We start from the raw sequence: 12,800 nt of genomic DNA on the forward strand, positions 1-12,800 counted from the left end.
GACACTTGGAACGCAACGACGACGTCGTCATGCGGCGCACCGGCTTCTCGGGGCTCGAGGTCTTCTTGGGCGGAACCGCTCCATCGCGACTGCACGACTGGGCCTCCGACGGATACCGCTCAAGCGAGGAGTACCTGTTCTGGTCCCGCAAGGTCTGCGGTCTAGCGTGCCTGCAGTCGCTGCTCCAGGGGTGGACCGACATCCGGCTGTCGATGGGCGAACTCCTCTCGCTGGCCCTCGACTGGGGCTGCTACGTGGTGGACCCCTCCGGCAAGGTCCGCGGACTCATCTACCGGCCGTTCATGGCCTGGGTCAGCTCACAGTTCGGTTTCCACTGCGAACTGGTCGAACACACACCCATTCACGTATCGAGCAGAAAGGTACGACCCGGGCAGGCCATGATCGCGTCAGTATCACCCGAGATTCGGAACCCGGACACCCCCGCGCCCCAACGTGGAGGCCACCTCGTACTGGTCTATGCGACTGATGACGGTGTAGTGCGGTTCCATAATCCGTCGGGCTATTCACATAATTCAGACTCTGCATCATTGCCCATGCAGGTATTCGAGCGGTTTCACGCGAACCGCGGAATCTTGATCGGAGGGACATCGTGATGCCAGGCGAGCCGCCACCGCGCGTCGTTGTCGCCGGTGGCCACTCGGCAGGGCACATCGAGCCCGCGATGAACCTCGCCGACGCCCTGCGCCGTCTGGAGCCCACGGCCGAGATCACCGCCCTCGGCACCGTCCGCGGACTCGACACCACGCTCGTTCCCGCCCGCGGCTACCCGCTCGAACTCATCCCGCCGGCGCCGCTGCCGCGCAAACTGAACCGGGCTCTGCTGCGGACGCCAGGCTCGACCGGCCCGCCCTGCGCGACGCTGCCCGGCGGCGGTTCGGCCTGCGACCCGACGGGCCGGTACTGATGGTCACCGGCGGTTCGCAGGGCGCCCGGTCGATCAACACCGCGGTGTCCGGCGCGGCTGCGGCGTTCCGGGCGTCCGGCCTGCAGGTGCTGCACATCACCGGGCCGCAGCACATGGTCGAAGCGCCGGACCGCGGCCCCGCCGACCCGCCCTACGTCGTCATGCCCTACGTAGACGAGATGCAGTACGCCTACGCCGCGGCCGACTTCGTGATCTGCCGCTCGGGAGCGATGACGTGCGCCGAACTGGCCGCCGTCGGGCTGCCGGCCGCGTACGTCCCGCTACCGCTGCGCGGCGGCGAGCAGCGGCTGAACGCCGAGCCGGTCATCGCGGCCGGTGGGGCACTGCTCGTCGACGACGCCGACCTCGATCCGGCTTGGATCGAGACCACCCTGATTCCGGTCCTCACCGATCCCGAGCGGATCGCGAAGATGTCGGCCCACGCGCTGGCGGCCGGCGCACCGGACGCGGACGTCATCCTGGCCCGGCACGTGCTCACCGCGGTCGCGGAGCAACGGACTCTCGCCTCTCGAGGCTTGGATTGAACCATCCGGCTATGACCGACGGCCGGACTCGCACAGGTTCTACGAGCGACGCGGGTACCAAGCCGACCAAGCCGGAATCTCGTTTCGCTTCCTACGCGGCCAGCCGAGCTGTCGCGGGTAGGCGTACCGTGACGCGGAGCCCTCCGTCCGCGCGCGGGGTGAGCGAGAGCGTTCCCTCGTGCGCTTGGGTGATGCTCTCGGCGATCGCCAGACCGAGGCCGGCACCCACGTGGTCGCTGCGGACGCGTTCGGTGCCGCGCTGGAACGGCTCGGTGAAAGTGGAGACCACGTGCGGGCTGAGCTGCTCGCCGGTGTTCTCGACCGTGAGCACGGCAGCCTGGGAACCGACAGTGGTCCTGACCTGGACAGTGCCGTTTTCGGGCAGGTTATGCACGATCGCGTTGTGCACGAGATTCGTGGTCAACTGCAGCAGGAGCGCGTGGGACCCGATGGTCGGGGTGATGTCCCCGATGGTTTCGATGACGACGCCATGCTTCTCGGCGAGCGGGAGGAGCGTTTCGGTGGCTTCTTCCGCGATGAGCGATAGATCAACGTCTTCTCGGGCGAACGATCGCCGGTCGGTGCGGCTGAGCAGCAGAAGTGCTTCAGTCAGGTCGATCGCTCGGGCGTTGACGACGCGGAGGCGTTCGTCGAATTCATTGCCTTGCCGGCTCGGATCATTGCGAGCGACGTCGAGCATGGTCTGCATGATCGCGAGTGGAGTACGCAGCTCGTGGGAAGCGTTGGCTGCGAAGCGCTGCTGTTCGGCGACATGCGCTTCGAGCCGCGCGAGCATGCCGTCGAAGGCGTCGGCGAGCTCCCTGAACTCGTCCTTGCGCCCCTCCAACTCGATCCGGTGAGAGAGCGACCCCCTCGCAGCCATCCGCGTGGCATCAGTGATGCGGGTCAGCGGGACCAGCATCCGCCCAGCGAGAATCCACCCTCCGACGAGACCGAACACCAGCAGGAACCCCAGCACCAGTATCGCGGCCGGGACGAAGACGGTCGGGCCGAAATTGCTGGGGTCGAAGGCGCGCCGGAAGTCAGACAGATCGGGGACATGCAGGCCGTTCGACCTTCCTCGAAGGAGGAACGCCCAGACGGCGGCGAGCAGCAAGGCGCCCGCGATCATGAGGAATCCGACGTAGCTGAGAGTGAACTTGAGGCGGACGCTCACCCCGGGCGCCCTATCCACGTTCGCCTCCCTCGCTCCCGGCTTCCGGTCCCGTGTCGATGCGGTAGCCGACGCCGGGCACCGTGGCGATCAGCCAGGGTTCGCCGAGCCGCTTGCGCAGTGCGGATACCGTGATGCGCACGGCGTTCGTGAACGGGTCGGCGTTCTCATCCCAAGCCCGGTCCAGGAGCTCTTCGGAGCTGATCACACCGCCTTCGGCGGCCATGAGGACTTCGAGCACCGCGAACTGCTTCCGGGTGAGCGCGACGTACCGGCCGTCCCGATAGACCTCGCGGCGGAACGGGTCCAGCCGCACGCCGGCGAGCTCCCGCACCGGCGGCCTGTTGTGGGCACGCCTGCGGTCGAGAGCTCTGAGACGCAGTACGAGTTCTCGCAGCTCGAACGGCTTGGTGAGGTAGTCATCGGCGCCGAGCTCGAACCCGGAGGCCTTGTCGTCCAGCCGGTCCGCAGCGGTGAGCATCAGAATCGGCATGCCGCTGCCCGAAGCGACGATGCGTTCGGCGACCTCGTCGCCGGAGGGCCCGGGGATGTCGCGGTCGAGGACGGCGATGTCGTAGGGGTTGATGCTCAGCATCTCCAGGGCGGCGTCGCCGTCTCCGGCGATGTCGGCCGCGATGGCTTCCAGGCGCAGCCCATCGCGGATGGCCTCGGCCATGTAGGGCTCATCCTCGACAACCAGCACACGCATGCTCTCAATCGTAAGAGCGGGCGGATATCGCCGACGTATCGAAAACCGCGTTCAAGCCGGCAGCATGGCGCCGCCTCGGGCTGCCGTCACCGAACATGTCACCAGCGGCATAGGGCGGCGGCGAAGCGCCCGTCGCGGTCGGCGGCGTAGGTCCGGGACGGCAAAGCCCCCTTGCGATGATCGCAAGGGGGCTTTGAGGTGGAGCCGCCTATCGGAATCGAACCGATGACCTATTCATTACGAGTGAATCGCTCTGCCGACTGAGCTAAGGCGGCTTGCCGTGCGGGCACGGCGGGATGAAGTCTACCGGGTCTCGGGGGGTGCTTGCGCACCCGTTTTCAGCGGCACACGGTTCCGGTCTTCGGGGGCTCGGTGGTGACGAGGTAGCGGTCGGTGGCGCGGCTGATGCAGGGGTTCGCCTGGAGGTAGGCGGTGTGGCCGTCGCCGTCGAGGGTCAGCAGGACGCCCGACTGGAGCTGGTCGGCGAGGCGTTCGGCCCAGGCGTAGGGGGTGGCGGGGTCGCGGGTGGTGCCGATGACGACGATGGGTGCGGCGCCCTGGGCGGCGACGGGGGCGGGGGCCTTGTCGGTCTTGGCCGGCCAGTAGACGCAGGGGAGGCCGCCCCAGACGACGAACTCGCCGAAGAGGGGCGCGGAGCGCTCGGCTTTCGCGACGGCCTTCGCGTAGGCGTCGACGCTCGGGGGGTTGGGCTTGTCGACGCAGTTGACGGCCATGTTGGCGTCGGTCTGGTTGCTGTAGGAGCCGTCCTCGCGGTCGACCATCTGGTCGGCGAGGGAGAGAAGGACGGTGCCGTCGCGGTTCTGCACGGCCTGGGTGAGGCCCTGGCGGAGGGTGGGCCAGTACTCCTTGGCGTAGAGGGCGGTGGCGATGCCCATCGTGGCGAGGGACTCGGTGACCTCGCGGCCGTCGCCGCGGGCGGTGAGGGGTTCGCGGTCGGTTTCGGCGAGGAGCTTCTCGAGGTTCTTCGCGGCCGCGTCGGGCGTGTCGCCGAGGGGGCAGCCGGGGGTGGCGGTGCAGTTCTCGGCGAAGGCGCGGAACGCGGTCTCGAAGCCCTTCGCCTGCTCGACCAGGATGTCGGTCGCGGACAGGCGGGGGTCGACGGCGCCGTCGAGGACGAGCGCGCGGACGTTCTTCGGGAACTGCTCGGCGTAGAAGGCGCCGAGGTAGGTGCCGTAGGACGCGCCGTAGTAGGTGAGCTTGTCGTCGCCGAGGGCCCCGCGGAGGACGTCCATGTCGCGGGCGGCGTCGGCCGTGCCGACGTGCGGGAGGGTGGTCTTGGCCTTGGCGGCGCAGGCGTCCGCGAACTGCTCGCTGCGGGCGGCGAGGGTCGCGCGTTCGGCGGGGTCGTCGGGGGACGTGTCGGTGGCGAAGAACCGGTCGAGCTGGGCGGTGGTGTTGCAGCGGACGGGGCCGCTCTCGCCGACGCCGCGGGGGTCGAAGCCGACGATGTCGAAGCGGGCGCGCAGGTCGGCGCCGAACGCGGCGGCGGCCTGGCGGACGAAGCCGATGCCGGAGCCGCCGGGGCCGCCCGGGTTCGTCAGGAGCGACCCGATCCGCTCGGACTTGTTCCGGGCGGGCAGCCGGATCACCGAGATGCCGATCTTCTCGCCGTCGGGCTTGGCGTAGTCGAGGGGGACCTGGACGGTCGCGCACTGGAAGCCGCCGCCGCAGTCGCGCCAGTCGGGGCGCTGGTCGTAGTAGGAGCCGAGTCCCTCGGGGACGCGGCTCGCCATCGTCGCCTCGTCGGAGCCGCCGTCGCAGCCGGTGGCCAGCGCGAGGGTCAGGGCGATGGTCGCGCCGATGGTCTTCGCTGCCCGCACTCCGGCCCCCGTATCGTCGTCGCGGCTCGTATGCCGGTGCCTACGCTACGTCGACCGGAGGTCCGGGGCCACTTCTTCGCGCCCGGACATCGTCATTGCTCGATGGCACGGTTTCCGATGGTGTGATGCCCGTCGCTTTCGGCCGCCGGACCTTGAACGGCCGCGGACGGTTACGCGACCGTAGGTTACGCCTAAGTAGGTTCCGTTCGGGAGGCGACGTGACCAAGCTCTCGACGGCGGCGCGGTTGCTGACGACGCCGCTGCTGCCGGACGACTACCTGGGACTGATCAACCCCCTGTGGAGCACCGCCGAGCCGCGGGGGCGCGTGGAGGCGGTGCGGCACGAGGCCCCCGGGGCCGCGACGCTGGTGATCCGGCCCGGACGGGCGTGGCGCGGGCACCGGCCGGGGCAGTGGGTCCGGCTCGGGGTGGAGATCGGGGGCGTGCTGCACCGGCGGACGTTCTCGCTGTCGTCGCCGCCGCGCGCGGACGGCCGGATCACGGTGACGGTGAAGGCCGCGCGGGACGGGTTCGTCTCGAGCCACCTCGTGCACCGGGTCCGCCCGGGCGCGGTCGTCCGGCTGGGGGCGGCGGAGGGCGACTTCGTGCTGCCGGACAAGCTGCCGGAGCGGCTGCTGTTCGTGACCGCGGGCAGCGGGATCACGCCGGTGATGGCCATGCTGCGGCACCTCGCCGAGCGGGCGCCCGGCACGGACGCCGTGCTCCTGCATTCGGCGCGGACGGCCGACGACGTGATCTTCGGCGCGGAGCTGCGGCGGCTGGGGCACCGGCTGCCGGGGCTGCGGTTCCGCGAGCGGCACACGCAGGTCGAGGGCCGGTTCAGGCCGGACGACCTGCCCGCCGACTGGACCGGACGGGACGCCTGGGCCTGCGGCCCCGAGGGGCTGCTGGAGCGGCTCGCGGGGCTGTGGCGCGACGCCGGCGTCCCGGAGCGGCTGCGGGTGGAGCGGTTCCGTCCGGTGCTGGCCGCCGCGGGCGGCGCGGGCGGGGTCGTCCGGTTCACGCGGAGCGGCGTCGAGGTCGAGGCGGACGGCGGGACCCCGCTGCTGGACGCCGGGGAGGGCGCGGGCGCGCTGCTGCCGAGCGGCTGCCGGATGGGCATCTGCCACGGCTGCGTCGGGCGGCTCGCGGCGGGACGGGTGCGCGACCTGCGCACGGGACGGGTGCACGGGGACGAGGGCGACATCGTCCAGACGTGCGTGAACGCGGCCGCCGGGCCGGTGGAGATCGAACTGTGAGGAGCACGCCGATGACCACGAACGTGACGACCGCGGAGACCTCGTCCACCGGGCACCTGACGGACGCCGACCTGGAGGCGATCGCCCGGGAGCTGGACGCGCTCGGCGCGGAGATCACCGCGGACCTCGGGGAGCGCGACGCGGCCTACATCCGGCGGGTGATCCGCTGGCAGCGGGGCCTGGAGATCGGCGGGCGGGCGATGCTGCTGGCGTCGTCGCTGCCGCCCGCGTGGATCGCCGGGACCGCGACGCTCGCCGTCGCGAAGATCCTCGAGAACATGGAGATCGGGCACAACGTCATGCACGGCCAGTGGGACTGGATGCGCGACCCGAAGATCCATTCGACGACGTGGGAGTGGGACAACGTGTCCCCCGCCGAGCAGTGGAAGCACTCGCACAACTTCGTGCACCACACGTTCACGAACGTCGTGGGCAAGGACAACGACGTGGGCTACGGGATCCTGCGCGTGACCCCGGAGCAGAAGTGGCACTGGACGGCGGTCCCGCAGCCCGTCTACAACCTGCTGCTCGCGATGTTCTTCGAGTACGGGGTGGCGCTGCACGACCTGGAGATCGACAAGATCCGGGCGGGCCGGAACGATCCGGAGGAGACGCGGCGGAAGCTGCGCGAGATCGGCCGCAAGATCCGCCGCCAGTGGGGCAAGGACTACGTGGCGTTCCCCCTGCTCAGCGGCCCGCAGTTCCTGTCGACGCTGGCGGCGAACTTCACCGCGAACGTCGTCCGGAACGTGTGGGCGCACACGATCATCTTCTGCGGGCACTTCCCCGGGGACGTCGAGATGTTCGAGAAGGACCGGCTGGACGGCGAGTCGCGCGGCGAGTGGTACGTGCGGCAGCTCACGGGGTCGGCGAACATCACCGGCGGGCGGTTCTTCCACCTGATGACCGGCAATCTGAGCCACCAGATCGAGCACCACCTGTTCCCGGACATGCCGAGCAACCGGCTCGCGGAGATCGCGCCGCGGGTGCGGGAGCTGTGCGACAAGTACGGGCTGCCGTACCACGCCGGTCCGCTGTCGCGGCAGGTCACGAGCACGTGGAAGAAGATCTTCAAGTACGCGCTGCCGAACTCCTGACGGCTACTTCACGACGGCCGCGGCGTACGTCGGCGGGTCGCCCAGCATCCCGCGGTGCGAACGGGGGCGCGACCCGTCGACGTCGGTGACGCCGAGCTCCTCGCCGAGTTCGGCGCCGATGAGGACGCGTCCCGTCCACGCCATCGGGTCGGCCGAGCGGGCGAGGGCGTCGATCACCCGGCCGCTGAACTCGGGCGTCTCGGCGCCGGCGGCGAACGACTCGTACCGCTCGGGGACGCCGTCGAACATGGCGCGGTTGCGCTCGGTCTTCAGCAGGCCCATCCAGAGGGAGATGACGGCGACGCCGTAGGGCCGGAAGTCCTCGGCCATGTCGTGCGCCATCTTGTCCACGGCGGCCTTCCCGGCGCCGTAGGCGGGGCCGTGCATGTAGCAGCGGCCGCCGAACGAGGACGTGTTCACGACGAGGCCCCCGGCGTTCTTGATCAGCAGCGGGGCCGCGTAGTAGCTCGCGACGTACGCGGAGCGCATGCCGACGTCGAACATGCTCTGCAGGGCGAGGGGCTTCTCCCAGAACGGGCCGTCCCGGGTGAGGCCGTCGGGGATGGTGAACGCGTTGTTGACCAGGACGTGCAGCGCGCCGTGGTCCCGCTCGACCCGCTCGAACAGCGCCCGGACCTGCTCGTCGTCGGCGTGGTCGCAGATCACCGGGACGCCGGTGCCGCCGCGCCCGTCGATCTCCGCGGCGGTTCCGGCGACCGTGCCCGGCAGGTCGGCGTCGCCCTCGGCGCGCGTCCGTCCGGTCACGTACACGGTCATGCCGGCCGCGCCCAGGGCGAGCGCGATGCCCTTCCCGGCGCCGCGGCTGGCGCCGGTGACGACCGCCACCCGGTTCCCGGTCATGCGCCCCTCCTCGCGAGGAATTCCAGCATCGCCGCGGTGGTCTCCGCGGGCTTCTCCATCTGCATCATGTGCCCCGCCGCTTTGATCATCCGGACGTCCCGGACGTCCGCGTGGTGGTCGCCGAGCCGGTTCAGGGGGGCGTCGCCGTGCCAGCCCTCGAGGTCGGCGTCCTGCTCGCTGCCGATGAAGTAGTACGGCACGGTCGTCCGGGGCGCGTAGGACTTGCGCTCCTCCCACGCGATGTCCATGGCCCGGTACCAGTTGAGCCCGCCGGTGAAGCCGCTCCGGCTGTACTCGGCGACGTAGAACTCCAGTTCCGCCTCCGTCAGCCACGGCCACGGCAGCGGCGGCGTCTCGGGCAGGGCATCGATGTAGGACGTCCCCGGCGGTTTCTTCCACACGTCGAGGTAGTGGTAGTCGCTGGAGAGCGCGTAGAACACCTTGCGCAGGAACTCGCGGGGCGCGGCGGCGAGGTCGCGGTCGGCGGCGCCGGGCGCGGCGAAGTAGTGGATGTGGTTGAAGTGCCGTTCGGCCTGCCGCGCGGCGAGCGTCAGCGGCGACTCCCGCGACGGCGTGAAGAACGGGTTCTCGAGCGCGATGAGCGCCTCGACGCGCTCCGGGTGCCGGTGGGCGAGGTCGTACGCGGCGAACAGGCCGAAGTCGAGGCCGCTGAACACCGCCCTGTCCTCCCCGAGGTGGTCGAGGAGGCCGGCGACGTCGCCGACGATGCTCGCGGGCCCGTACGCGCGGTGGTCGGCGGGGCCGCTCGTCCCGCCCATCCCCCGCATGTCCGGGGCGACGACGCGGAACCCGGCGTCCGCGATCGGCCCGATCTGGTGCCGCCAGCTGTACCAGAGGTGCGGGAACCCGTGCAGGAGGACGACGAGCGGGCCGTCGCCCTGCTCCACGTAGTGGACGTCGAGGTCGTTGATGCGCGCGTACCGATGACTCCAGCCGGCCATGCCGTGGTCCCTCCGGTGCAGGTGCCGATCACCGGAATGTGCACGACGGCGCCGCCCCGCGGCAGTGCGGTGTCTCGCTCAGTGGGAACCCGCCCCCGGCCTCACCCTGCGGGCTCGCCGTCCTGGGGGTCGGCGTAGTGGGCGTCGTGTTGTTGGCGGGGGGAGCAGACGGAGGCGGAGGGGCAGGAGCAGCGGCGGGAGCCGACCTTCACGGTGACGCGGTCGCCGGGGACGTTGTAGCCGATGACCTGGCCCTCGCCCTCCGGGGTGCTGACGCGGGACCCGAGGCGCGGGGCCTTCTCCTTGAACTCCATGTAGAGCGGGTGCTCGTACTTGAGGCAGCACATGAGGCGGCCGCAGGCGCCGGCGATGCGGAGGGGGTTGACGGGGAGGTCCTGCTCCTTGGCCATGCGGACGGAGACGGGCTCGAAGTCCTTGAGGAACGTGGCGCAGCAGAGGTCGCGGCCGCAGGGGCCGATGCCGCCCTGGAGGCGGGCCTCGTCGCGGGGGCCGACCTGGCGGAGCTCGACGCGGGCCTTGAGGGTGCGGGCCAGGTCGCGGACGAGCGCGCGGAAGTCGACGCGGTGCGGGGCGGTGAAGTAGATCTTGACGACGTTGTCGGCGTCGAGGAAGTCGACGCCGATGACCTTCATCGGGAGGTCGTGGCGGCGGACGAGGCGCTTGGCGGCGGTGCGGGCCTCGGCGCGGCGGCGGCGGTTCGCGTCGTCGCGGGCGAGGTGCTCGTCGGTGGCGGGGCCGCCGCACTCGGGGAGGCCGTCGATGTCCTCGGAGACCCACTGCGGGGCCCACACGCACTCGGCGACCTCGTGGCCGGAGTCGGTGGGGACGAGGACCTTGTCGCCGACCTTCGGACTGTGCGGACCGGGATCGAGGTAGTAGAGGCGGCCGTATCTGGTGAAACTGACTGCCATCACCATGCCCACGGTTGCGCTCCGTTCGCCCGGTTCCGTGCGTCCACTTTAGGCGTCACCAGGCGGCGTCGGCGAGGTCCTTCCCGGGGAGCGGGTCGCCGGCGGGGGTGTGGACGTCGTCGGCGAGGGCCAGCAGCGCGCCGTTCTCGGCGGGATCGAGGGCCTTCAGCTCCGGGTCGCCCTCGACCGGGTGCTTCCAGATGACCTGCCCGGGTTCGCCGGACGCCGTGAACGCCTGCAGCACGAGGTTCGCGTCCTGGACGCGGCCGGTGACGATCGTGGAGCCGTCCGGGCGCAGGAACGCGGCGGACGTCCCGGACGGCAGCGTCGCGACGGCCTTGCTGGACGTGAGGTCGCCCGCGGGGGCGGCGGTGTCGATCGTCCGGATCTGGGGAGCGCCGGACGCCGTCCAGGCGAACGCCAGCGTGTCGCCCGACCAGGACAGGCCGCCGATGCGGCCGCGCAGCGTCGTGGGCCACGCCTTGCGGGCGCCGGTGTCCGGGTCGAGGACGGCGACGGTGCCGCGGGTGCCCGCGTAGGTGACGTACGCGATCCGGCCGTCGGCGGCGACGGCGAGGTCGGACCAGCCGGCGGACTCGCCCGGGGCGACGGCCTTCGGGAGCGGGGCGAGCTCCTCGACGCGGCCGTCGTCGTCGAGGGCGAGGCGCTGGAACGTCACCGTCCCGCCGCCGGACGACGCGACGACGTAGCTGCCGTCGGGGCCGGACGCGACGCGGGTGAAGCGGCGGCCGGGCGGCGGCGCGACGGGCGGGCCGGTGTCGGCGCCCGTGCCGCTGTCGCGGACGACGAGCGCGGAGCCGTCCGCGGCGACGCCGACGACGAACCGGGGCACGGTCGGCTCGGCGTCCGACGCGGCCTTCGCGCTGCGCGACTTCTCGGCGCCCTGGTGCCGTTCGAGCACGTCGAAGCCGCCGCCGACGACCAGCACCACGCCCGTCGCGACCCCGATCGGGAGGAGCCCGCGCCACGCCTCGCGCAGCCATGAGCCGCGCGCCGGTTCCTGGTGCTTCCCGTGCCTGCCGTCCATGGGGGTGACCCGCACCTGCCTCTCGTTGCCGGAACCCCTCGTTTCTACCGCATGAACGGGAGGGGGATACGCCGGAAATGGCCGTTCAGCCGAGCGCGGCGCGGACGGCGTCCATGAGGGACGCCCGGTACGAGGCGCCGAACAGCGCGACGTGGACGAGCAGGGGGTGCAGCTGGTGCAGGGGGACGCGGGCGCGCCAGCCGGGCGCGAGCGGTGCGGCCTCGTCGTAGGCGGCGAGGATCCGGTCCAGGAGCGGGGCGCCGAACAGGGCGAGCATCGCGAGGTCGGTCTCGCGGTGCCCGCCGTGCGCCGCCGGGTCGATGAGCACCGCGCGCCCGCCCGTCCACCGCACGTTGCCCGACCACAGGTCGCCGTGGATCCGGGACGGCGGCTCCGGCGGCCCCGCGAGGGACTCGATCCCGTCGATGACGCGCTCCACGAGCCGGACGTCGGCGTCCGCCAGGTGCGGCGCCGCGAGCGGGACGAACGGGGCGAGGCGGCGCTCGGCGTACCAGCGGGCCCACGGCCGGCCGTCGGGCGCGTTGTCGAGCGGGAGGTCGGCGATGAACCCGCGCCAGGGCGCCCCGTAGGCGTCCGGACGGGCCGCGGTGTGCAGGGCGGCGAGCTCGCGGCCGAAACGTTCGGCGGCGGCCGGGGCGGGCGGCGCGGACGGCAGCCACGGCAGGACGAGCAGGTGCCCGTCCGCCGCGACGACCTCGGCGACCGGGGCATCCGGGCCGGTCCCGCCCAGCCAGCGGAGCCCGGCGGCCTCGGCCGCGAACACCCCGGCGGACGGGGCGTCCGCGGCCCGCGCGAGGGCCTTCACGAACACGTCGCGGCCGTCGCCGAGGGACGCGCGGTGCAGCGTCCACGCGTGGCTCGCCCCGAGGTCGTCCAGCCGCGCGACGTCCGTCCCGAGGAGGCGTTCGAGCCGGTCGCGGACGCCCGGCACTCAGGCCGCCTTGAGGCCCGCGCGGATCTCGTCGAGGAGGCCGGGCATCGCGGCCTCCACCATCTCGAGGACGAGGTCGAAGTCGGCGCGGCCCCCGTAGTAGGGGTCGGGGACGTCGAGGTCGCCGCCGGCGTCCGGGTCGAACTCGCGCAGCAGCCGGACCTTCGCGCGGGACGCCTCGTCGGGGGCCATCGACCGCAGGGCCCGCAGATGGCCCTCGTCGAGCGCGAGGATCAGGTCGTACCGGGCGAACCAGAGGGGCTCGAACTGGCGCGCGACGTGCGCCGACCGGTACCCGGCGCGCCGCAGCGCCGCGACCGTCCGGTCGTCGGCGGGGCCCCCGACGTGCCAGTTGCCGGTGCCGGAGCTGTCGACCTCGACGTCCAGCCCCGCCTCCTCGGCGCGGTGGCGCAGGACGGACTCCGCCATCGGGGACCTGCAGATGTTGCCGGTGCAGACGAAGGTCACTCGGTACGGCATGCCCCCATGATGCCC

Annotated in this window: 12 protein-coding genes, 1 tRNA gene and 1 pseudogene; 4 read left to right on the forward strand and 10 right to left on the reverse strand. The window is 71.8% G+C overall.

Going from position 1 to position 12,800, the window contains the following annotated elements; all coding sequences use genetic code 11:
- The first annotated feature begins 5 nt into the window (after positions 1–5).
- Positions 6–614 carry a hypothetical protein gene (locus H505_RS0121070; protein WP_157433077.1) on the forward strand — a complete coding sequence of 203 codons (609 nt, stop codon included), beginning with the start codon at positions 6–8 and terminating at the stop codon, positions 612–614.
- Positions 614–1,470, forward strand: a pseudogene (locus tag H505_RS52910) (UDP-N-acetylglucosamine--N-acetylmuramyl-(pentapeptide) pyrophosphoryl-undecaprenol N-acetylglucosamine transferase). The gene H505_RS0121070 and the pseudogene H505_RS52910 overlap by 1 nt, the downstream one beginning before the upstream one ends.
- Before the next feature lie 91 nt (positions 1,471–1,561).
- Here the strand turns inward: H505_RS52910 and H505_RS0121080 are convergent.
- The 4 genes from H505_RS0121080 to H505_RS43380 form a co-directional block, all read right to left on the reverse strand.
- Complete coding sequence (locus tag H505_RS0121080) at positions 1,562–2,647, reverse strand: sensor histidine kinase (RefSeq protein WP_281173474.1); 1,086 nt, start codon at positions 2,645–2,647, stop codon at positions 1,562–1,564.
- Positions 2,648–2,657: 10 nt separating this feature from the next.
- Positions 2,658–3,353, reverse strand: a complete 696-nt coding sequence (locus tag H505_RS0121085; RefSeq protein WP_026403573.1) for a response regulator transcription factor — start codon at positions 3,351–3,353, stop codon at positions 2,658–2,660.
- Between the two features lie 199 nt (positions 3,354–3,552).
- Positions 3,553–3,628 (reverse strand) — tRNA-Thr (locus tag H505_RS0121090).
- Between the two features lie 63 nt (positions 3,629–3,691).
- Positions 3,692–5,194, reverse strand: coding sequence for an alpha/beta hydrolase (locus H505_RS43380; protein ID WP_034519024.1), 1,503 nt, complete (start codon positions 5,192–5,194; stop codon positions 3,692–3,694).
- Between the two features lie 218 nt (positions 5,195–5,412).
- Here H505_RS43380 and H505_RS0121100 point away from each other — a divergent pair, with 218 nt between their 5' ends.
- Complete coding sequence (locus tag H505_RS0121100; protein ID WP_026403574.1) at positions 5,413–6,453, forward strand: ferredoxin reductase; 1,041 nt, start codon at positions 5,413–5,415, stop codon at positions 6,451–6,453.
- 11 nt (positions 6,454–6,464) lie between these two features.
- Positions 6,465–7,550: a fatty acid desaturase family protein gene (locus H505_RS43385; RefSeq protein WP_051300967.1), complete on the forward strand. Its 1,086-nt coding sequence runs from the start codon at positions 6,465–6,467 to the stop codon at positions 7,548–7,550.
- A gap of 3 nt (positions 7,551–7,553) precedes the next feature.
- Here H505_RS43385 and H505_RS0121110 read toward each other — a convergent pair whose 3' ends face one another.
- The 6 genes from H505_RS0121110 to H505_RS0121135 all read right to left on the reverse strand — a co-directional run bounded on the left by H505_RS0121110 (position 7,554) and on the right by H505_RS0121135 (position 12,785).
- Positions 7,554–8,411 carry an SDR family NAD(P)-dependent oxidoreductase gene (locus H505_RS0121110; RefSeq protein WP_051300968.1) on the reverse strand — a complete coding sequence of 286 codons (858 nt, stop codon included), beginning with the start codon at positions 8,409–8,411 and terminating at the stop codon, positions 7,554–7,556.
- Entirely contained in the window at positions 8,408–9,373 is a 966-nt protein-coding gene (locus H505_RS0121115; protein WP_026403576.1) for an alpha/beta fold hydrolase, read from the reverse strand. Before H505_RS0121115 ends, H505_RS0121110 begins: the two co-directional genes overlap by 4 nt.
- 101 nt (positions 9,374–9,474) lie before the next feature.
- Positions 9,475–10,311: a PSP1 domain-containing protein gene (locus tag H505_RS0121120; RefSeq protein WP_199747910.1), complete on the reverse strand. Its 837-nt coding sequence runs from the start codon at positions 10,309–10,311 to the stop codon at positions 9,475–9,477.
- A gap of 49 nt (positions 10,312–10,360) precedes the next feature.
- Positions 10,361–11,368: a hypothetical protein gene (locus H505_RS43390; protein WP_051300969.1), complete on the reverse strand. Its 1,008-nt coding sequence runs from the start codon at positions 11,366–11,368 to the stop codon at positions 10,361–10,363.
- A gap of 70 nt (positions 11,369–11,438) precedes the next feature.
- Positions 11,439–12,305, reverse strand: a complete 867-nt coding sequence (locus H505_RS0121130; RefSeq protein WP_026403578.1) for a fructosamine kinase family protein — start codon at positions 12,303–12,305, stop codon at positions 11,439–11,441.
- On the reverse strand, positions 12,306–12,785 hold the full coding sequence (locus H505_RS0121135) for a low molecular weight protein-tyrosine-phosphatase (protein WP_026403579.1): 480 nt from the start codon (positions 12,783–12,785) through the stop codon (positions 12,306–12,308). It lies immediately after the preceding gene.
- Between the last annotated feature and the right edge of the window lie 15 nt (positions 12,786–12,800).

Source organism: Actinomadura rifamycini DSM 43936, from assembly GCF_000425065.1.
Taxonomy (GTDB): Bacteria; Actinomycetota; Actinomycetes; order Streptosporangiales; family Streptosporangiaceae; genus Spirillospora; species Spirillospora rifamycini.